The organism is Pseudomonas sp. LBUM1643 (genome assembly GCF_059716215.1).
Map to the genome: position 1 here is coordinate 5,038,608 of NZ_CP166813.1, position 20,537 is coordinate 5,059,144.

General features: G+C 57.9%; 20 protein-coding genes and 1 pseudogene. 7 read left to right on the top strand and 14 right to left on the bottom strand.

Annotated features, from left to right (window positions below):
* Positions 1 to 75: 75 nt before the first annotated feature.
* The 5 genes and pseudogenes from ACA063_RS22700 to ACA063_RS22720 all read right to left on the bottom strand — a co-directional run.
* A pseudogene (locus ACA063_RS22700) lies at positions 76 to 852 on the bottom strand (PAS domain-containing protein); the annotation flags it as partial.
* Positions 853 to 1,289: 437 nt separating this feature from the next.
* Positions 1,290 to 2,303, bottom strand: a complete 1,014-nt coding sequence (locus tag ACA063_RS22705; protein ID WP_497663456.1) for an ABC transporter substrate-binding protein — start codon at positions 2,301 to 2,303, stop codon at positions 1,290 to 1,292.
* Positions 2,300 to 2,833, bottom strand: coding sequence for a sigma-70 family RNA polymerase sigma factor (locus ACA063_RS22710; protein WP_497663457.1), 534 nt, complete (start codon positions 2,831 to 2,833; stop codon positions 2,300 to 2,302). Before ACA063_RS22710 ends, ACA063_RS22705 begins: the two co-directional genes overlap by 4 nt.
* A gap of 213 nt (positions 2,834 to 3,046) precedes the next feature.
* Positions 3,047 to 3,838 (bottom strand): phosphate/phosphite/phosphonate ABC transporter substrate-binding protein, encoded by a 792-nt coding sequence (locus ACA063_RS22715; RefSeq protein ID WP_497663458.1) that lies wholly within the window; start codon positions 3,836 to 3,838, stop codon positions 3,047 to 3,049.
* Positions 3,839 to 3,981: 143 nt separating this feature from the next.
* Positions 3,982 to 4,923 (bottom strand): fatty acid desaturase, encoded by a 942-nt coding sequence (locus ACA063_RS22720; RefSeq protein ID WP_497666570.1) that lies wholly within the window; start codon positions 4,921 to 4,923, stop codon positions 3,982 to 3,984.
* A 334-nt stretch (positions 4,924 to 5,257) separates the two neighbouring features.
* On the opposite strand from ACA063_RS22720, the gene ACA063_RS22725 reads away from it, so the two are divergent.
* Complete coding sequence (locus tag ACA063_RS22725) at positions 5,258 to 5,695, top strand: GNAT family N-acetyltransferase (RefSeq protein WP_497663459.1); 438 nt, start codon at positions 5,258 to 5,260, stop codon at positions 5,693 to 5,695.
* Between the two features lie 173 nt (positions 5,696 to 5,868).
* Here ACA063_RS22725 and def read toward each other — a convergent pair whose 3' ends face one another.
* The 3 genes from def to ACA063_RS22740 form a co-directional block, all read right to left on the bottom strand.
* Positions 5,869 to 6,408 carry a peptide deformylase gene (gene def / locus ACA063_RS22730; RefSeq protein WP_497663460.1) on the bottom strand — a complete coding sequence of 180 codons (540 nt, stop codon included), beginning with the start codon at positions 6,406 to 6,408 and terminating at the stop codon, positions 5,869 to 5,871.
* Positions 6,408 to 7,361, bottom strand: a complete 954-nt coding sequence (locus ACA063_RS22735; RefSeq protein WP_497663461.1) for a YihY/virulence factor BrkB family protein — start codon at positions 7,359 to 7,361, stop codon at positions 6,408 to 6,410. The genes def and ACA063_RS22735 overlap by 1 nt, the downstream gene beginning before the upstream one ends.
* A gap of 172 nt (positions 7,362 to 7,533) precedes the next feature.
* Positions 7,534 to 7,725, bottom strand: a complete 192-nt coding sequence (locus ACA063_RS22740) for a CsbD family protein (protein ID WP_020798093.1) — start codon at positions 7,723 to 7,725, stop codon at positions 7,534 to 7,536.
* 200 nt (positions 7,726 to 7,925) lie between these two features.
* On the opposite strand from ACA063_RS22740, the gene ACA063_RS22745 reads away from it, so the two are divergent.
* Positions 7,926 to 8,303: a hypothetical protein gene (locus ACA063_RS22745; RefSeq protein ID WP_109634211.1), complete on the top strand. Its 378-nt coding sequence runs from the start codon at positions 7,926 to 7,928 to the stop codon at positions 8,301 to 8,303.
* Positions 8,304 to 8,533: 230 nt separating this feature from the next.
* Here the strand turns inward: ACA063_RS22745 and fadD1 are convergent, their stop codons facing one another.
* Together fadD1 and fadD2 are read right to left on the bottom strand one after the other, a co-directional pair.
* Positions 8,534 to 10,234 (bottom strand): long-chain-fatty-acid--CoA ligase FadD1, encoded by a 1,701-nt coding sequence (fadD1, locus tag ACA063_RS22750; RefSeq protein ID WP_497663462.1) that lies wholly within the window; start codon positions 10,232 to 10,234, stop codon positions 8,534 to 8,536.
* 384 nt (positions 10,235 to 10,618) lie between these two features.
* Positions 10,619 to 12,307, bottom strand: a complete 1,689-nt coding sequence (gene fadD2 / locus ACA063_RS22755; protein WP_497663463.1) for a long-chain-fatty-acid--CoA ligase FadD2 — start codon at positions 12,305 to 12,307, stop codon at positions 10,619 to 10,621.
* Between the two features lie 255 nt (positions 12,308 to 12,562).
* Here fadD2 and ACA063_RS22760 point away from each other — a divergent pair, with 255 nt between their 5' ends.
* Both ACA063_RS22760 and ACA063_RS22765 read left to right on the top strand, forming a co-directional pair.
* Positions 12,563 to 13,507, top strand: coding sequence for an alpha/beta hydrolase (locus ACA063_RS22760; RefSeq protein ID WP_497663464.1), 945 nt, complete (start codon positions 12,563 to 12,565; stop codon positions 13,505 to 13,507).
* A 41-nt stretch (positions 13,508 to 13,548) separates the two neighbouring features.
* Entirely contained in the window at positions 13,549 to 14,019 is a 471-nt protein-coding gene (locus tag ACA063_RS22765) for a MaoC family dehydratase (RefSeq protein ID WP_162438644.1), read from the top strand.
* Positions 14,020 to 14,180: 161 nt separating this feature from the next.
* Here ACA063_RS22765 and ACA063_RS22770 read toward each other — a convergent pair whose 3' ends face one another.
* Positions 14,181 to 14,648 carry a ferritin-like domain-containing protein gene (locus ACA063_RS22770; RefSeq protein ID WP_162440223.1) on the bottom strand — a complete coding sequence of 156 codons (468 nt, stop codon included), beginning with the start codon at positions 14,646 to 14,648 and terminating at the stop codon, positions 14,181 to 14,183.
* Between the two features lie 204 nt (positions 14,649 to 14,852).
* Here ACA063_RS22770 and ACA063_RS22775 point away from each other — a divergent pair, with 204 nt between their 5' ends.
* Together ACA063_RS22775 and ACA063_RS22780 are read left to right on the top strand one after the other, a co-directional pair.
* Positions 14,853 to 15,089, top strand: coding sequence for a DUF3820 family protein (locus ACA063_RS22775; protein ID WP_497663465.1), 237 nt, complete (start codon positions 14,853 to 14,855; stop codon positions 15,087 to 15,089).
* A 36-nt stretch (positions 15,090 to 15,125) separates the two neighbouring features.
* Positions 15,126 to 16,307 (top strand): aminotransferase class V-fold PLP-dependent enzyme, encoded by a 1,182-nt coding sequence (locus ACA063_RS22780; protein WP_497663466.1) that lies wholly within the window; start codon positions 15,126 to 15,128, stop codon positions 16,305 to 16,307.
* A gap of 254 nt (positions 16,308 to 16,561) precedes the next feature.
* On the opposite strand, the gene ACA063_RS22785 is transcribed toward ACA063_RS22780, so the two are convergent.
* Genes ACA063_RS22785 through zwf form a run of 3 tightly spaced genes read right to left on the bottom strand, consistent with a single transcriptional unit; the run spans position 16,562 to position 19,414 of the window.
* Positions 16,562 to 17,227, bottom strand: coding sequence for a bifunctional 4-hydroxy-2-oxoglutarate aldolase/2-dehydro-3-deoxy-phosphogluconate aldolase (locus ACA063_RS22785; protein ID WP_162440220.1), 666 nt, complete (start codon positions 17,225 to 17,227; stop codon positions 16,562 to 16,564).
* 17 nt (positions 17,228 to 17,244) lie between these two features.
* Entirely contained in the window at positions 17,245 to 17,958 is a 714-nt protein-coding gene (pgl, locus tag ACA063_RS22790; protein ID WP_497663467.1) for a 6-phosphogluconolactonase, read from the bottom strand.
* Entirely contained in the window at positions 17,945 to 19,414 is a 1,470-nt protein-coding gene (gene zwf / locus ACA063_RS22795; RefSeq protein WP_162440218.1) for a glucose-6-phosphate dehydrogenase, read from the bottom strand. The genes pgl and zwf overlap by 14 nt, the downstream gene beginning before the upstream one ends.
* A 239-nt stretch (positions 19,415 to 19,653) precedes the next feature.
* On the opposite strand from zwf, the gene ACA063_RS22800 reads away from it, so the two are divergent.
* Positions 19,654 to 20,514, top strand: coding sequence for a MurR/RpiR family transcriptional regulator (locus tag ACA063_RS22800; protein WP_175649041.1), 861 nt, complete (start codon positions 19,654 to 19,656; stop codon positions 20,512 to 20,514).
* Positions 20,515 to 20,537: the final 23 nt, after the last annotated feature.

The following is a 20,537-nucleotide window of genomic DNA, read 5'->3' on the forward strand; positions in this document are numbered from 1 at the left end:
CTTCTGTGCGCAGGCATCGTTTTGAACTGACGTGCTGTGGGCCGACTCTGCGGCGGTTTGCAAGGTCGTGACCTGTTGGGTGATGTCACTGGCAAACTTGACCACTTTGTACAACCGGCCCTTGGCGTCGAACAACGGGTTGTAGGAAGCTTCCAGAAACACCGTATGACCGTACTTGTCTTTGCGCTCGAAACGGTGCGAGTGATATTCGCCACGGTTGAGTGAGGCCCAGAACGCCTTATACGTTTGCGAATCACTTTCGCTGCGATGGCAAAACAGGCTGTGGTGCTGCCCCACTACTTCGTTGAGCGAGTAGTGCATGGTTTTCAGAAAGTTTTCATTGGCCGTGATGACCTTGCCATCCGGGGTGAATTCGATGACCGCCATGGAGCGGCCGATGGCGGCGAGCAGGCTGTCGTTCTCGTGTTCCTTGTTGATTCGATCGGTGATGTCAGAGGCCACTTTCATCACGCTCTTAACCTGGCGATCGGCATCGAGTACCGGCATGTAACTGGCTTCGAGCCAGACCTCTTTGCCCCTTTTGTCCAAGCGTGAAAAAGTGCCGATCACCGGTTCGCCACGTGCAAGGTCGCGCCACAATTTTGCGTATTCCTCGCTCCGATAAAACGCCTCTTCGCAGAAAATCCTGTGGTGTTTGCCGCGCACTTCTTCAACGCTGTAACCCATGACGCTGCAGAAGTTGTCGTTGGCGTCTATCACTACGCCTTCAGGGGTGAACTCGATGATCGCCATTGAACGGCTGATAGCAGCCAACTTGCTGTTGGCTTCAGTCAATGCGCAGCTGAAGCGTTCGATTTCCAGCAAATCAGACTTGTGATGTAGGTTAAACATGGTTGTATCACCCTAAGCGCGGTCTTTTGAATGAAGAAAGTTCAACGGTCTTTCAACGTATCCACCACAACGTTCCATGGAACAGGCACACGCATCCCCCAAAAAGGAAGGAAGTGTCAGGTGATAAATGATGTTCAATCGGAGAGTCCTGACTGCAACGCTCTTATCAAGACATCCTTCTCTTGATAGCCCCGGACAGGGCCAACCCTGATGTTTTCATGGGTAACTCCTTCTACGTAAAGACTCCTTGCTGGCTAGCGTCAGCATAGACAGCCCTTATCGTGAATCAAGGCCACTAGTCGGCCAGCATCCGGGACAAAATCGATTCAGCTGGATAAGGCATCGGGGGGAATGAGAATGGCTATTAACGATCAACAGAAAAGACAACGCGAGCAGGGTTGCTCGCGTCTGTGGTGCACTGTTTCAACCTGCAGCACTTACAATTTCGCGGTCACCCGAGTGGCAACGTCTGCGGGCACCCAGCCTTTCCAGATTTGCGGTTGATCGCGCAAAAAGGCCTCGGCGACCTGACGCGGTGCCTGGCGTTTTTCGCTCATCTGGCCAAGGGTCTGGTTGAGCAGATCAATGGGCAGGTCGACCTTTTCAAAGAAGGCTACCAGGTCCGGATACTGCGCCTTGAACGGCGCCGACACACCAATGGCCAAACTGGCCGGCATCGACCGCGTGCCTTTTGGGTTTGGGTTCTTCGCATCGGCCAGGGTCTTCCAGGCTTCGGCGTCGAACGGTGGCTCTTCGAGCTTCACCAACTTGAAGCGGCCCAGCAACGGTGTTGGCGACCAGTAGTAAAACAGCACCGGTTTGCCGCGTCGGATCGATGAAGCCACTTCCGCATCCAGCGCCGCGCCGGAACCGGTGCGGAAGTTGACGAAGCTGTCGGTCAGGTCATACGCCTTGAGCTTCTGGCTGTTGACGATCTCCGAGGTCCAGCCGGTCGGACTGTTGAGGAAGCGCCCACGGCCTGGGTCTTCAGGATCGCGGAACACCTCTTTATAGCGCGCCAGATCGGCCACTGATTTCAGCTCCGGCGCCAGTGGTTTGATGCCGCGCTCGGGGTCACCCTTGATCACGTATTCCGGCACCCACCACCCTTCTGTCGCCCCTTTGACCGTATCGCCCAACCCGAACACCTTGCCCTCGGCTGATGCCTTGACCCACGCCGGACTGCGCCCGGCCCATTCCTCGCCGATCACCTGAATGTCGTTCCTGGCCAATGCCGCTTCGAGGCTGACCGTGCTGCCCGGCAGGGTGTCAGTCGGGTAGCCGTAGCCTTTTTCGACAATCAATCGCAGGATTTCGGTGATCAGGCTACCGCTCTCCCACGTGATGTCGCCAAAGTGAATGGGCGTATTTTTTTCGGCGGCAGGCGCTTGCGCTGATAAAAGGCTCAGGGCCAGCAACGAACTGCCGAGCAGGGTTTTGATCGATCTCATGCGGACCTCAGGTTCAGGGGTTGGTTGGCACTGTGTCGGGCACACAACGCCTTGGTACGCGTCATGTAGTCGCTGACCGAGCGCTGGGAAATACCCAGTTCGGCAGCGATCTGCGGGTAAGTCAGGCCATCGACTCGCGACAACAGGAAGGTCTTCCGGACCTTTCCCGGCAGACGTTCGAGGGTGCGGTCGAGGCCTTGCAGCGCCTGGCTTAATTGCGTCAGCTCTTCAGGCGAATTCGCGTACGGGGGATCGAAATTTTGCGATTGATCACGGTGCTGGCGCTCCAGATCACGCCGGCGCCAGAGTTGGTAGACCAAGCGTTGAGCAATAGTTGTGAGTAACGCCCGAGGCTCGCGAATCGGCGTCAGGCCAGGGGATTCGAGTAACTGCGTGAAGGTTTCCGCGGCGATGTCTTCGACGCTGGAACTGGGGCCCATGTATTGACGCAGCCGTGTGCACAGCCAGGGGTAATGGGCGCGGAACAATCCGCCCACGGCATTGCGATGGTAAAGGTCGGTGCCGGACATAAAGGGCTCCAAGGGTTAGGGTCGCTGAATGTCCGGCTGTCCGGTGGCGCGATCCTAGCAAGGAGCCTTATTCATTAATAATACTTAAAAGGCATTTTTATATTCAATTAAAGAATATAAGAATTAAAAGATCGCAGCCTGCGGCAGCTCCTTCAGGATGTACGTCGATCCCAATGCAGAAGCTGCCGCAGGCTGCGATCTTTTGATCTTGTCCTAACCCAAACGCCCAAACCCCAAACGCTCTGCCTCCTGCTGATAATCAAGCACAACCTGATAGTCGCTTTCGGTCGCCGGCAGAATTTCGTGCAGCCCCAACAACTCAGCCACATCAGGCAATTCCCGGAGCGACGTGTTCATGACCTGACGCAGTCCCTCGGCCTGCTCATCAGTGATGGACGCGGCGGTGATATAGGGCAATGTCGGACTGGCTGCACTGCGCGCAATGACGTGCAGACCGGCCACTTCGTGCGCAGCGTGGCGGGCCAGATAGGCGAATGTGACGCTGTCGATTGCCGCCAGGTCCGCTTGATCTTCGCGCAGCCACCGCAGGCTCTCGCGGTGGCTGCCGCTGATGCTGACACTGCCGAAGAATTGCCCGTCGGTGTGCAGCGGCGCCAGGCGGTGCCGCAGCAAGTTCATGCCGCTGTTGGAGTCTTCACCGTTGATCACGCCTCGACTGTCGCGAAACGCTGGCAAGGTACGCCGTAGATCATCGACACGCCCCAGCAGCAGGCTGCAATGGTTGCCGCCATTGCTGTCCGGCAGTTCATAACGCGGACGACCGAGCACTCGAACCTGGCCGCGCAATGCAGTCATCAGCGGATAGCCGCAGGTTTGGGTCAGCAACAAATCCGGGGACAACCACAGGTCCATCAACGACAGCCCTTCAGCATCGCGACGGGTGGCGCCCAAACGCTGCAGGATCCCTTTAAGCCAGCGCTCGTTGGCCTGACGGATGGGTTCGGGGGCGACGTACATCAGTAATTCAGCGAAGTGGTTTGTCATCGAAATACTCTAATACAACGACATTCAAATGTGGGAGCGAGCTTGCTCGCGATGACTATTTCTCATCCAGCACACCTGTTGACTGATCCAACCCCATCGCGAGCAAGCTCGCTCCCACAGGGGGGTGGTGTCGCTGATGAAAATCAATGAAATGGATGCCGCGGGCTGTCTATCGCCCTGACTCCGTGCTGCCGAATCAACTGACCATAGCCCTGCACCAGGAACCCGCCACTGCGCGCGAGCCATTGAGTGCGGCGAGCGTGGTAGGCGCGGGGCAAGTCGTACCAGGGCAGGCCTGGCAAGTCGTGATGCACCAGATGCAGATTGAGGTTCAGGAACAGCCAGCGCCATGGCCAGGCGGCTTCGTTGATCACGGTACGTTGCTCGGGGGCGGCATGAGGACGGTGCTCGTAGTACGAGCGGATCATCGCGACCGACAGCGCCGGCACACTGATCAGCAGCAGGTAATGCCACACCGGCAACACGCTGTAGCGGGCGATAAACACCAGCATCAGGAGGGTGAGCGCGCCATGGGTCAGCCACATCAACCAGGCTTGTCGATCTCCGGTTCTCAGCCGCTGCAGTTCTTCCCGGGCGAGGTCCAGCAACGCCAGCGGTGCGCCGACGATGAAACGTCCAAGCACGGTTTTGTTCAGCCAGTGCAGGGATTGTTTGAGTCGAGAACTGTGGGCCCAATGCTCGCGGGTCAGGTAACGGCTTTCCGGATCGCGACCGGGCAAGGTCAGGTTTTCGTCGCGGTGATGCAACAAATGGCTGTCGCGATACAGGGTGTAGGGATACCAGACGGCGAAGGGGGCGTAGCCGAGGATTTTGTTCAGTGTCGGCCAGCGGGTCGGATGGCCGTGCAGCAGTTCGTGTTGCACCGAAAGCCAGAGCACCACCAGCGGGATCAACAGCACCGTGCTCCACCAAAGGCCCAATCGGTCACTGGCCAGAACGATGCCGAACCAGCCCCCATACACGCCAATCAATAGCAACCAGGTCGGCCACTCAGTACGCGCGGTCAGGCGTTGGCGCAGGTTGTCGATTTCTTCACGGTGGGCGTTGTCGAAGTAGTGAGGCATGGCGTTGCTCAGATCGAGGATCAATCCCCTTCTGTGCATGAGCGCAGGGTTTTCTTGCAGATTATTTGGTGGGTTAGACAGGCAGCAGGAGCCCGAGGGCCGGGCTCCCTTGTCGCGGGATCAATGGCCGAACACATCCACCTTCTTGGCCTTCTTGTCCGCGCGCTTTTCATCGGCGGTTTTTGCCGGTTTTTTCTTCGCTGCTTTCTTTGAATCCATGCCTTTGGCCATGATACGTACTCCACTCATACGGGATGTGGGATCAGGTATACACCTATCGCCGCACGCATGTTCTTTTATAATCGCCCGTTTTACGTATCGACAGACCAACCCTATGCCCGACACCCAGTACACCTTGCTCGACGAGCCGTTGTGGCCACTGATGAACAAGTTTTATCGCGCTCATCAATCGTCGATGAAAGCCGTTCGCGACGCACAACTCTGGGTTGCCAGGCGCGAAGGGATCGTCGGCGCGCTGTGCCTGCGACCGGTGGCGGACGGGCATTGGTTGACCGGGTTGTTCGTTGATCCGGCCTGCCGCGAACAGGGCATCGCCGCGACGCTGATCGCCCACGCGATCAAGGACGCTGAAGGTCCGGTGTGGTTGTTTTGTCATCCGGACTTGCGTGAGTTTTACGAACGGCGCGGATTTGCTTTTGATCCGCCACTGCCCTATTCCATGGCTGAACGCCTGAGCCGCTACGCACGCAGCAAGCCGATGATTGCCATGGGCTTAGAACCGTTGGTGAGGTCGTCCATCGATAATGTGTGATCGGTCGCTGAGGGGCAGTTCTTTAAGCTGGGTGCGAAACCGTTATTACCGGATGACATTGCGGTTTATTAAGCCCGGAAACTGAAGCAATTCTGAAGACTTGCAAAGCTCAAATGTGGGAGCCGGGCAAGCCCGGCTCCCACAGATTTATCAGAGGATTCAAAAATCTTGGGTTAATCGTCAGCGTTCGGATCAAGCTCCGGGAACATCACTTCGGTAAACCCGAATTGGGTGAAATCCGTGATGCGCGACGGGTACAGCCGCCCGATCAGGTGATCGCACTCATGCTGCACGACCCGTGCGTGAAAGCCTGAAGCAATGCGCAGGATCGGCTGCCCCTTGGGGTCGACACCTTCGTAGCGAATATCCCGATAACGATCCACCGCACCGCGCAGCCCCGGCACCGACAGGCAACCTTCGAAACCCTCTTCCAGCATCGGGCTCAGCGGAGTTATCAGTGGATTGATCAGAATCGTCTGCGGCACGGCTTCGGCGTCCGGATAGCGTTCGCTGTGTTCGAAACCGAAGATCACCAATTGCAGGTCGACGCCGATCTGCGGCGCAGCCAGGCCGACACCACCAACGCTTTCCATGGTCTGGAACATATCGTCGATCAGTTGCCACAGCTCAGGGCTGTCGAACATTTCAGCCGGAACCGGCGGGGCGATGCGCAGCAAGCGCTCATCACCCATTTTAAGAATTTCACGGATCATTAGATGGCTTCGTCAGTGGGCGACTTGATCGAGTGGTCCCGACCCAGTCCGGAAACGTGTTGTTTAGGCTCGTGGTCCAGCTCGCCAGGGACCTTCTCACCTGGGTCCTTGCCTTCGGTGGACATGTGCTCGATCACTGCATTCATTTCTGCGCCGAGCAATAGTACCGCCGCCGAAATATAGAAATAGAGCAGCAACACGATGATCGCACCGATACTGCCGTACATGGCGTTGTAGTTGGCGAATTCCTTGACGTACAGGCCGAAGCCCACGGAGGCCAGAATCCACACCACGACCGCCAGCACGGACCCCGGCGTGATGAAGCGAAACTCCTGCTTAACGTCGGGCATGACGTAGTAAATCAGCGCCACTGCCACCATCAGCAGAATCACCACCACCGGCCAGCGGACGATTGTCCACAAGGTAACGATGAAGTCTTCGAGGCCGACCTGCGCGGCGATCCAACCCATGAGTTGCGGTCCCAACACCATCAAGGCAGCGGCCACCAACAGCATGCCGGCGATGCCAATGGTGTAGATGATCGACAGGGGAAAACGCTTCCAGACCGGGCGACCTTCCACCACATCGTAGGCCGCGTTCATCGCGCTCATCATCAAGCGCACGCCGGCCGAGGCGGTCCATAACGCAATCACGATACCGACCGACAGCAACCCGCCTTTGGACTGCTGAAGCTGGTCGATCACCGGGTTTACCTGCTCCAGAGCCTGGGGCGGCAACACCAGTTCCGACTGCAGGCGCAGCCAGGAAAAAAAGTCCGGCAGGTGCAGGAAACCGATCAGCGCGATCAGGAACAGGATGAAGGGGAATAACGAGAACAACATCTGATAGGCCAGTGCCGAAGCGTAAGTCGACATCTCGTCGTCAACGAACTCAGTAACCGTGCGCACCATCACGCGATGGATGGGCAGACCTTTCATGTCCGGGAAAATCATTAGCGTCTCCTTTCGCCGCAAAATTGGGTTGAAGTCGAGGCGACTCAGGGGCCGTTTTCTACATCAAAGTAGCCTACTTGGCGACTTTGAAACAATTTCTGTGCTCAAGTTCAAGCTGACACAAAAACGGCCATCCGTGGATGGCCGTTCGTAAAGCACGTCATGGCCTGGATCAGGCCTTGTCGACACCTTTCTTTACCGCGTCTTTGGCTTTGCCAACCGCTTGTTGAGCTTCGCCTTTTTTCTCCTGCACGACGCCTTCAGCACGCATTTTGTCGTTGCCGGTGGCCTTGCCGACGCCTTGCTTGACGTTGCCAGCGGCTTCGTTGGCCATGCCTTTTACTTTATCGCCAGTGCTGCTCATGGTGTTTCTCCTGTGAACAATTGAACGAGAAAAGTCGTTACACAAAGATTGACCGGAGGCGTTTGCAGGGAGTTTCATTTATTTTCAGCAGGACATTTCATCGATCGACGCAGGTTGGGCTTTATGTTTGCCGACCAACCCCCGAGAATGCGCAACGTATTCAGGCTCAGGCGCTGAAGATCCAATCCCGTAGGAATGTTATGAAACTCGATAAAAAGCAGGCCATTGCCCGCAGAAACCAGGAACTCGGCGGTGCTGTGCTTGGCGTCAACAACTGCCATTTCACCGAATTGAACCGTAACCGCAACATCTGGTGGTTCGATATTCCGGTAGCGCGCCTGGCCATTGGTCAGTACGAATGGGTGCACCTGCTGATGCACACGCCGGACACCGACGAACTGCTGCACCTGAAAGTGCCGACGGTGTTCCTGCGCGAAAAGCTTGAAGGGCTGGTGGTGCGCAATGAAGGCAAGCGCAAGGCGGCGTTGAGCCTGGAACTGAGTGCGGACAAGGATTCGTACTTGCAGGACATGCGTCCGGCGGGCACCAACGTGAACTTCGCGCCGTTCCGCCTGTAACACCACACATCCCCTGTGGCGAGGGGATTTATCCCCGTTGGGCTGCGAAGCAGCCCCAATAGCTGCAACCGGGGTGTACCCGGCACGCTGCGTACGCTGGTTTTACGACTGCTGCGCAGCCGAACGGGGCGGTGCGACGGTCGCTAAATCCCCTCGCCACAGGTTGCAGCCGCTAAACTTACAAACATGCGCAACAAAAAAAACCCCGCATCGGCGGGGTTTTTTGTGGGTTACGCGGTGGCTTTCTTCGTGTTGATTTTTTTCAGTTCTTCATCCCGCAATTCACGCCGCAGGATCTTGCCGACGTTGGTGGTCGGCAGTGCGTCGCGGAACTCGACGGAACGTGGGACCTTGTAGCCCGTCACGTTCGCACGCATGTGCTCCATGACCTGCTCTTTCGTCAGGGTCACGCCCGGTTTGGCAACGATGAAGATCTTGATCGCCTCGCCCGACTTCTCGTCCGGGATGCCAATGGCTGCGCACTGCAGCACGCCTGGCAAGGTCGCAAGCACGTCTTCCAGCTCGTTCGGGTACACGTTGAAACCAGAGACCAGGATCATGTCTTTCTTGCGATCGACGATACGCATGTAGCCATCGGGCTGGATCAGCGCGATATCACCGGTTTTCAGCCAGCCTTCGCTGTCGAGGATTTCGTCGGTGGCATCCTGGCGCTGCCAATAGCCCTTCATGACCTGCGGACCTTTGACGCACAGCTCACCGATTTCGCCCAGCGGCTGTTCGACGCCCGCATCATTGATGATCTTGCACAGCGTCGACGGAACCGGAATGCCGATGGTCCCGATCTGGATGTGCTGGATCGGATTGACCGTCGCCACCGGGCTGGTTTCGGTCATGCCGTAACCTTCGCAGATGGAGCAACCGGTGACCGCTTTCCAGCGTTCAGCGGCGGCCAATTGCAGGGCCATGCCGCCCGACAGGGTGACTTTCAGCGCGGAGAAATCCAGCTTGCGGAAGCCTTCGTTGTTGCACAGGGCAACGAACAAGGTGTTCAGGCCGACAAAGCCGCTGAACTTCCACTTCGACAGTTCCTTGACCATCGCCGGCAAGTCGCGCGGGTTGCTGATCAGGATGTTGTGGTTGCCGATCAGCATCATCGCCATGCAATGAAAGGTGAAGGCATAGATGTGGTACAGCGGCAAAGGCGTGATCAGGATCTCGCAACCTTCGTTCAGGTTGGAACCCATCAGCGCCTTGCATTGCAACATGTTCGCCACGAGGTTGCGGTGGGTCAGCATCGCGCCCTTCGCAACCCCGGTGGTGCCGCCGGTGTACTGCAGGACCGCCACATCGCCGCTGGCCGGGTTGGCTTCAACCACTGGCTGGCCGTGGCCCTTGCTCAGCACGTCATTGAACTTGACGGCTTTGGGCAAGTGGTACGCCGGCACCATCTTCTTCACGTACTTGATGACGCTGTTGATCAGCAGGCGCTTGAGCGGCGGCAACAGATCGGCCACTTCGGTGACGATCACGTGCTTGACGCCGGTTTTCGGCACCACGGTCTGGGCCAGGTGCGCCATGTTCGCCAGGCAAACCAGGGCCTTGGCGCCAGAATCGTTGAATTGGTGTTCCATTTCCCGCGCGGTGTACAGCGGGTTGGTGTTGACCACGATCAGCCCGGCACGAATCGCCCCGAAGACGGCGACCGGGTACTGTAAAACGTTGGGCAGCTGCACGGCGATTCGATCGCCCGGCTGCAAGTCGGTATGCTGTTGCAGGTAAGCGGCAAAGGCACCGGACAATTCGTACAGTTCACCGTAGGTGATTGTCTTGCCCAGGTTGCTGAATGCCGGTTTATCGGCGAAGCGTTGGCAGGACTGCTTGAGCACTGCCTGAATATTCGGATACTCGTCCGGATTGATGTCGGCAGCAATCCCGGCAGGGTATTTATCCTTCCAGAAGTCTTCGATCATGGAAGCCCACTCCTCAGCAACGCGAATTCATCACCGCATTTGATGCGATTATTATTGGTGTTTGTTTATTGGTGAGTCTGGCTTTTTTCAAGGCCGAGAAGTCACAAAGCGCGCCGAGAGTAGCAGCTTTGCCAAGGGTCGACTAGAGCCAAAAGCGGCCTCTACGGTCACGTTAGTGACTCATGAATATACAATAGTCAGTTTTAGAGCAAAAATTCTATACCGCTGTAAAAGGCCCCGTGAAATAGGGCTTTGGCCTCGTTAAAAGCATCGCGGGCAAGCCCGCTCCCACAGGTTCGATGTTGTTCACAAAAGGGTGAACGACGCGAAACCTGTGGGAGCGTGGCTTGCCCGCGATCCGCGCAGAGCGCGGCCATTCACCGATCAGGCGATATCTCGCAACTCCCGCCGCAAAATCTTGCCCACCGGCGTCATCGGCAACGAATCACGCAACACAATATGCTTGGGCACTTTGTACGCTGTGAAATTTTCCTTGCAGTAAGCCTTCAGCTCTTCAAGGCTGACACCGGATTCGCGGGCCACCACGAACAACTTCACCGCCTCCCCCGAACGCTCGTCAGGCACGCCGATCACCGCGCAATTGGCAACTTTGGGGTGAGCCATCACCACGTCTTCGATCTCGTTCGGGTACACGTTGAAGCCCGAGACGATGATCATGTCTTTCTTGCGGTCGACAATGCGCACGAATCCGTCCGGATCGATCACCGCGATGTCTCCCGACTTGAACCAGCCCTCGGTATCCAGCACTTCGGCCGTTGCCTCCGGTTTCTGCCAGTAGCCCTTCATGATCTGCGGGCCCTTGATGCACAACTCGCCACGCTCGCCCAAAGGCTGCTCGACGCCGTCATCGTTGATGACTTTGAGCGTGGTGCCCGGCACCGGCAGGCCCACCGTGCCGATGCGGGATTTGTCGCCGTACGGGTTGGTGCAGGCGACTGGCGACGTTTCGGTCAGGCCATAGCCTTCGGTGATGCGGCAACCGGTCAGTTTTTCCCAGCGTTCAGCAGTGGCCTTGACCAGCGCGGTGCCGCCGGAGTTGGTCAGCTTGAGGCTGGAGAAGTCCAGGGTCTTGAAGTCCGGGTGATCCATCAGCGCGACGAACAGCGTGTTGAGCCCCAGCAGCGCCGAGAAGCGCCAGTTCTGCAGCTCCTTGATGAAACCTTTGATGTCCCGGGGATTGGTGATCAGCACGTTGTGGTTGCCGGTGACCATCATGCACATGCAATTCGCCGTGAATGCATAGATGTGGTACAGCGGCAGCGGCGCAATCATCACCTCCTGCCCTTCGCGCAACAGCGGCTGACCGTCAGTGCCAAACTGCCCCAGACATGCGCGCGCCTGCTGCATGTTCGCCACCAGATTGCCGTGGGTCAGCATGGCGCCCTTGGCAAGGCCCGTCGTGCCGCCGGTGTATTGCAGCACGGCGATGTCGTCGAGGCCGGCGTTCAGCGGCTTGATGCCCTGCCCTTTGCCCATGCGCAGCGCACTCTTGAAGGAAATGGCTTGCGGCAACGAATAGGCCGGGACCATTTTCTTGACCTTGCTGACCACGGTGTTGATCAACCAGCCCTTGGCGGCGGGCAACATGTCGCCCATCTTCGCTTCGATCAGGTACTGGATGTCGGTGTCCGGCAGCACTTCCTGGACCTTCTGTCCGAACATGTTCAGGTAGACCAGCGCCCGGGCACCGGAATCCTTGAACTGATGACGCATCTCCCGCGCGGTGTACAGCGGGTTGGTGTTGACCACGATGAGGCCGGCGCGCAAAGCGCCGAACACGGCAATCGGGTATTGCAGAACGTTGGGCATCTGCACCGCAATGCGATCGCCCGGCACCAGGTCGGTGTGGGCTTGCAGGTAGCCGGCGAACGCGGCGCTGTAGCGTTCCAGTTCGGCGTAGGTCAGGGTCACGCCCATGTTGCTGAATGCCGGGCGGTCAGCAAATTTCTTGCAGGAACGCTCGAACACCTCGATCACCGACTTGTAGGCACCCAGATCAATGTCGAGGGGCACGCCGGCCGGGCGTTTGTCATTCCAGAAATCAGGTTGCATTGTTCTTGTCCTCTTTACCTGAACCTATCCGGGCCGCTGTTCTGTCATTTGTAAAACAAAAGGCAGAAGGCGGAGCTTCACGGACACTAGCAGTTATGGCCTATCAGGCAAATACGCGAGCGACTCTCATTGACCGTGTGAATCTTGATTCCGTGGTCCGGCCTGATCAGCCTGATCAGACGGCAAGCGCGCGATGCGCTATACAATGCATCGGAGCTGTTTTCCACCTGGCAGCCCCATAGCAAAGGAATCGCCATGATCCACGACACTTTCTGGCTGACCGCGAGTGACCGCAGCCGCCTTTACGTCAATCAGTGGCTGCCCGCTGCCCCGTTGAAAGCAGTCATCCTGCTGGCACACGGCATGGCGGAACACAGTGGTCGCTACGCCCGTCTGGCGCAAAAACTCTGCGATCAGGGCTACGGCGTCTACGCCCCGGACCTGCGTGGACATGGCAAAACTGCCGAAAACGGGACGCTCGGTTTCTTCGCCGACGACGACGGTTGGTGCAAGGTAGTTGGAGATCTCGCCAGCCTTAACCAGCACATCGGCCAACAGCATGCAGGCGTACCGATCGTATTGCTCGGCCACAGCATGGGCAGCTACATCGCCCAGGCCTATCTGCTGCATCACAGTGCCAGCCTGCATGGCGCAATCCTTAGCGGTTCAAATTTCCAGCCCTTGGCGCTTTATCGTGCTGCGCGGCAAATTGCTCGTCTCGAACGCCTGCGGCAGGGGCCGAAGGGGCGCAGCGCGCTGATTGAATGGCTGACATTCGGTTCGTTCAACAAACCCTTCAAACCCGTGCGTACGCCGTTCGACTGGCTCAGTCGTGATCCGGCTGAGGTCGATCTGTATGCCGCCGATCCGCTTTGCGGCTTTCGTTGCACCAACCAACTGTGGATCGATTTGCTCGGCGGCTTGCAGCAAATCAGCAAAGCGTCCAATCTCACGCAAATTGATCCGGGCCTGCCGCTGTTAGTGATTGGCGGCGAATGTGATCCGGTGAGCGAAGGTAAGCGTCTGAAAGATCTGGCTAACGCACTGCGCGAGGCCGGCAGCCAGAATCTGCAGCTGACGATCTACCCACAGGCTCGGCATGAACTGTTTAACGAGAGCAACCGCGATGAAGTGATCAACGACGTGTTGAACTGGATCGCGCTGGCATTGGCGCACCGCCGGCCACTGAGGTCGGAATAGTTTTTTGTACATTTATTTATTCGTGACAGGAATTGAAACAGATGACCCAGGTTACCAACACCCCGTACGAAGCGCTCGAAGTCGGCCAGACTGCCAGCTACAGCAAATTGGTCGAAGAGCGCGATATCCAGCTGTTCGCCGCCATGTCTGGCGACCATAACCCGGTCCATCTGGACGCCGAATTCGCCGCAGGCACGATGTTCAAGGAGCGTATCGCCCACGGTATGTTCAGCGGTGCGCTGATCAGTGCCGCCGTGGCCTGTGAGCTGCCTGGGCCAGGCACTATCTATATCGGCCAGCAGATGAGCTTTCAAAAGCCGGTGAAAATTGGCGACACGCTGACCGTGCGCCTGGAAATCCTCGAGAAACTGCCGAAGTTTCGTGTGCGCATTGCGACCCGCGTTTTCAACCAGCGTGATGAGTTGGTAGTGGATGGCGAAGCTGAGATTCTGGCACCGCGCAAACAGCAGACAGTGACGCTACCTACCCTGCCGGCCATCAGCATCGGCTGATACCGTTAAAGCCTTTCAAGAAGTTTTAAAGTGAACAAGCATGTGTGGCGAGGGAGCTTGCTCCCGCCGGGTCGCGAAGCGCCCCTCCAAAAGAGGGACTGCTGCGCAGTCCAGCGGGAGCAGGCTCCCTCGCCACAGTTACAGCTGTATCGGCAAGGCGCTTACGAACGGGCGCGAGCCTGATTACGCAGGGCTTTCACCTGGTCATGATTGCGTTGCACGCCGTGGTACTGACGTTCAACCAGATCACGAATACCGACCAGGTTGTGCTTGTTGATTTTTTCGATGGCTTCTTTGTAAGCCTTCAGTGCATGGTCTTCCCCGCGCTCGGCTTCGTTCAACACGGCTTCTTCATCCTTGCCGGTGAACATCGACTTCACGTCTACCCAACGGCGGTGCAGGTCACCACTCACACTGGTAGAGGTTTCCGGATCGCCACCCATCGAACGCACGGCAGACTGCAGTTCAGCAGCAGCGGTTGCACAATCGGCAGAACGAGTCACGAAGAGGGTTTTGAGTTCTGGGTGCTTGATGTCTTCGGCGCAAGTCTTGAACCCTTCCTGACCGTCTTTGCAGGTTTCGATCAGGTCGTTGAGTACAGAGATGGCTTCTTTATTCATGTCGGTCATTTTTCAATTCCTTGCGGGTTGATGAAAGATGCAATAGCTATTGCACCCTGCATGCCAGCTTTGGATTGATAAATTATTCGTTATTTATCAATAACTTATCTTTTAACAATAAATCGGTATCCGCTTGTTTTGCATGATCTGTCATTTGGCCTGCATGCAGAATGCCTGTATTTTCCAGACTGACTGAATCAAGACGACCTATCGATGAACCCGGAAAAGCTCGAACTGTTGGTTACCCGCGAAATGCCCTTCGGCAAATACAAAGGCCGAATCATTGCCGACCTGCCCGGCCAATACCTGAGCTGGTTCGCACGTGAAGGTTTTCCTCACGGAGAATTGGGCGGTTTGCTGGCCTTGATGCAGGAAATCGATCACAACGGTCTATCGGACCTGCTCGAACCGCTGCGCGCCAAACACGGCAGACCCGCTCCGCGCCACTGATCTGGCAACCCTGACCACCGCCCTATCGAGAAGCCCATGCCCGATAACACGCTGCGCGCCCGTGATGAAGCATTCTGGCAAACCTTTGCCGACCGCTACGCTGTCGAACCTGGCCCGATAAACCTGGAAAACGGTTACTTCGGTCGCATGTCGCGCACGGTCGTCGAGGAGTATCAGCGCAACATCGAGTTGATCAATCGCAGCAACTCGGTGCACGTGCGTCGGCGGTTTGAACAGGGCGAGAGCCTGGACATTCGCGCCCAGCTTGCCGAGATGGTGGGTGTGCGCGCGCAGACCATCGCCCTTACTCGTAACGCAACAGATGGCCTGCAGTCGCTGATCCGCAACTACAACCGCCTGCAGCCGGGTGATCAGGTTCTGATCAGCGACCTGGAATACGACACCGTCAAAGGCGCCATGCGTTGGCTGGCGCGCCATCGCGGTGTTGAAGTCATCGAGATTGACCACCCTCACCCGGCCACCTTTGACAATCTACTGGCCAGCTATCGCGAGGCGTTCGCGCGCCATCCAAGACTTAAACTGATGGCCCTGACGCACGTCACCCATCGCACCGGTCTGGTCATGCCTGTACAGGCCATTGCCGCCGCAGCCAAGGAACACGGGATCGACGTGATCCTCGATGGCGCTCATGCACTCGGGCAGATTGCGTTCGATCTCGAAGCGCTGGGTATCGCCTTCGCGGGCTTCAACCTGCACAAATGGATCGGTGCGCCGCTGACGCTGGGCTTTATGTACATCGCCGAGCAGCGTCTGGCCGATATCGACCCGGACATGGGCGAGATGCATTTCCCGATCAACGATATTCGCGCACGTACGTCCTACAGCACGCCCAACATCCCCGCACTGATGACACTGCCGCTGGTGTTCGAAGAGCACCAGTCCATGGGCGGTTCCCCGGCGAAGGGGTCGCGGTTGAATTACCTGCGCAACCAGTGGGTGAAGGCCGTGCGCGACCTGCCCGGTATCGAAGTCATGACCCCGGATGATCCCCGCCTGTACTGCGGCATCACCGCGATGCGCTTCACCCGGCACACCGATCAGCAGGTCATGGCCGAGCGGCTGCTCAATGAGTACAACCTGTTTACGGTGGTGCGTACCGGCGCGGCGTGCGGGCCTTGTATCCGGATTACACCGGGCCTTACCACGACGGCAGCGGAGATGGCGTTGCTGGTCCGGGCGCTGGATGAATTGCGTTAATGTCTGTCGGGGACCACCTCTGTAGCAGCTGGCGAAGCCTGCGTCCGGCTGCGCAGCAGTCGTAATCCAGTGCACGCAGTGTGTCAGGTAAATCCTACATTCTGGTTTTACGGCTGCTACGCAGCCGAACGCAGGCTTCGCCAGCTGCTACAAAAAGCGTGTAGGCAGCCTCAATATTCAAGGCAAAAAAAAACGGTGCACCGACCAAGCGCACCGTAAAGCCGTAGAACACACAACGAAGTGTTTGGGATCGATCAGTCCAGCAGCGCCAAAGCCTCGGCGGTGCATTCCTGAATGCGGGCCCAGTCGCCGTTCTTGATCCACTCAGGATCAAGCATCCAGCTACCGCCCACGCACATCACGTTTTTCAACGCCATGTAGCTCTTGATGTTGGCCGGGCTGACGCCGCCAGTCGGGCAGAATTTCACTTCGCCGAACGGGCCACCCAAGGCCTTGATGGCCGCGACACCGCCGCTGACTTCCGCCGGGAACAGCTTGAAGCGGCGATAACCCAGGCCGTAGCCTTCCATGATGCCCGAGGCATTGCTGATACCGGGCAACAGCGGAATCGGGCTGTCGACACTGGCTTCGAGCAAATCACGGGTGATGCCTGGCGTGACGATGAACTGCGAACCGGCCGCTTCGGCCGCCGCCAGCATGCTGCGATCCAGCACGGTACCGGCACCGGTCACCAGCTCCGGACGCTGCTCGCGCAGAATCTGGATGGCTTTGAGGCCGAACTGCGAACGCAGGGTCACTTCCAGGGCGGTCAGGCCACCGGCAGCCAGGGCATCGGCCAGCGGCAGAACATCCTGTTCGCGAGCGATGGTAATCACCGGCAGGATCCGCGCTTTGGCGCAGAGGCTGTCTATCAGGGCAACTTTGTCCGCCATGGAAAGGGTCGGGGAAGTGTTTTTCATAGCGGCTGATCCTTGGCTCATGGGCACCAGTAAATCTCTAACGTAGGTTGCAGAAACGCGCGAATCGGCATGGCGGCGACATCGTCACCGGCCAATGCGGCACTGAGGGTGGTCAGCTTGGACTGACCGGAAATCGATAGAACAGTGTTCTTGGCCGAAGCCAGCAATGCACGACTCATGGTCAGGCGTTGATGCGGAACAGTCGGCGCCAGCATCGGATAGCAACGACGTGTGCCGTCGACTTTCAGTGCGTCGCCCAGGTTCGGGCTGTTGGGGAATAGCGAGGCGGTGTGGCCGTCGTCGCCCATGCCCAGAATCAGCACGTCGATCGGTGGCAGCTCGGCGAGCAAGCGATCGGCCTGCTCGGCGGCCAGTTCAAGGTTGGCCGTGGCGCTGTATAGGCTCAGAAACTTCGCCTTCGCCGCCGGTCCTTGCAACAGATAACGCTTGAGCAAACCGGCATTACTGTCGGCATGTTCCACCGGCACCCAGCGCTCGTCGGCCAGGGTCACTACAACCTTGGACCAGTCCAGTTGCTGTTTGGCCAGGTGCTGGAAAAACGCCACCGGGCTGCGCCCACCCGAGACCACCAATGTGGCGGTGCCAGTGGCATCGATGGCTTCGCTCAGCTGCCTGGCGACGGTCAGTGCCAGGCCTTCAGCCAGCAACACCGGGCTCTTGAACTCATGAGCGCTGACGCCCTGAGGCAGTTTCAATTTAGATATCGCCATACCACGACCTCCCATCCCGCGTGATCAGTGCAATGGAACTCATCGGTCCCCAGGACCCGGCCGCGTACGGCTTGGGCGCATCACCGGATTTTTTCCACCCGGCGATCAACTGGTCGCACCACTTCCACGCGGCTTCGATTTCATCTTTACGGACAAACAGGTTCTGATTGCCGCGCATCACTTCCAGCAATAACCGCTCGTAGGCATCGGGGATCCGCGCGCTGCGATAGGTGTCGGAAAAATTCAGCTGCAACGGACCGCTGCGCAGCTGCATGCCCTTGTCCAGGCCTTGTTCTTTGGTCATCACACGCAAGGAAATACCTTCGTCCGGTTGCAGGCGGATGATCAGTTTGTTGCTGATCTGCAGGCGCTGTTCCGGGGCGAAGATGTAGTGGGACGGTTCCTTGAAGTGGATGACGATCTGCGAGAGCTTTTGCGGCATACGCTTGCCCGTGCGCAGGTAAAACGGCACACCGGCCCATCGCCAGTTGCGGATATCGGCACGCAGCGCGACGAACGTTTCGGTGTCGCTCTGGGTGTTGGAATTCGGTTCTTCCAGATAGCCCGGTACCGGTTTGCCTTCGCTGTAGCCGGCGATGTACTGACCGCGCACTACCTGAGTGGTCAGGCCTTCCGGACTGATCGGCGCCAGCGCCTTGAGCACTTTGACTTTCTCATCGCGGATGCTGTCGGCGGACAGGTCGGCCGGCGGGTCCATGGCGATCAGGCAGAGCAGCTGCAACAGGTGGTTCTGGATCATGTCCCGCAGCTGACCGGCCTTGTCGAAATAACCCCAGCGACCCTCGATTCCCACCTTTTCGGCCACGGTGATTTCCACGTGGGAGATGTAGTTCTGGTTCCACTGGGTTTCGAACAGGCTGTTGGCGAAGCGCAGGGCGATGAGGTTCTGGACCGTTTCTTTGCCCAGGTAGTGGTCGATGCGGTAGGTGCGGTTCTCCGGGAAGAACTGCGCCACGGCGTCGTTGACCTTGCGCGAGGATTCCAGGTCCGAGCCAATGGGCTTTTCCAGCACGACGCGGGTGTTTTCGGCCAGGCCGACCCTTGCCAGGTTCTCGCAGATCGCGCCATAGACAGCGGCCGGCGTGGCGAAATAAGCAATCACTCGTTGCGCGGTGCCGGCCTGTTCGGCCAGGGCGACGTAATCGTCAGCCTTGAGGAAGTCGACGTGCAAGTAGCTCAAACGGGCAAGGAAGCGTTCGACGACGGTTTCGTCCAGCTCTGCGGCACCGACATATCGGCGCAGTTCGGTGGCGATGAGCGCCAGGTGCTCCTGCTCGCTGCCGGGCTCACGGGCCAGGGCGATAATGCGTGTGTCCTCGTGCAACAGGCCTGCGCCATCGAGCTGATAGAGCGCTGGAAACAGCTTGCGCAAGGCCAGATCGCCGAGGGCGCCGAACAAGGCAAAGGTGCACGGTTCAACCGTAATCGAAGGCATGATGTTTGTTCTTTTATCAAGTTAAGCTACAAATACCTTTTTTTAAGGTATCGCTCAAGAGAAAATGTAGTAATAACCACAACATTTTCGCAAAATGTGGATTCCGAGTGGTGGTCGGTCGGAGCCATCAGTAGGATAGGCCACCGTGACCGGCCCGATCAAAGTCCCAATTTGCATAGCCGGGGCCCTAATTTGCATTGCTCTCTTGTTTGCGGAGCTAAGGAATCAATATGGACCGCGTGCGAAATTTACTGGAGCAGATCCAGAATCGCCTTGAAGACCTGAACAAGGCCGAACGCAAAGTTGCCGAAGTGATTCTGCTCAATCCACAGCAGGCCACCCGCTTCAGCATCGCCGCCCTCGCCCAGGCCTCAAAGGTCAGCGAGCCGACGGTCAACCGTTTCTGCCGTTCGTTCGGTGTCAGCGGCTACCCCGAACTCAAGCTTCAATTGGCCCAGAGCCTGGCCAGCGGCGCGGCGTACGTCAGCCGCGCAGTCGAGGCGGATGATAATCCAGAGGCCTATACCAAGAAGATCTTCGGCAGTGCCATCGCCTCTCTGGACAGCGCGTTGCAGGCCCTGGACCCGAACTTGATCAGTCGCGCCGTCGACCTGTTGATTCAGGCCCGGCAAATCCACTTCTTCGGCCTCGGCGCCTCGGCCCCGGTGGCACTCGATGCGCAGCACAAGTTCTTCCGTTTCAACCTGGCTGTCACCGCCCATGCCGACGTGCTGATGCAGCGCATGATTGCGTCCGTGGCGCACACCGGTGAGTTGTTTGTGATCATTTCCTACACTGGCCGCACTCGCGAGCTGGTGGAAGTGGCACGCATCGCCCGGGAAAACGGCGCTTCGGTATTGGGTCTGACGGCGGAGGGATCGCCATTGGCCAAGGCCAGCACCCTGAGCCTGAACATTCCGCTGCCGGAAGACACGGACATCTATATGCCGATGACGTCACGGATCATTCAGTTGACCGTACTGGATGTGCTGGCAACCGGCATGACATTGCGCCGCGGCGTGGATTTCCAGCCGCATCTGCGCAAGATCAAAGAGAGCTTGAATGCGAGCCGGTATCCGGTGGGTGACGAGTTCAACTAGGGCATTTTGTTAAAAGATCGCAG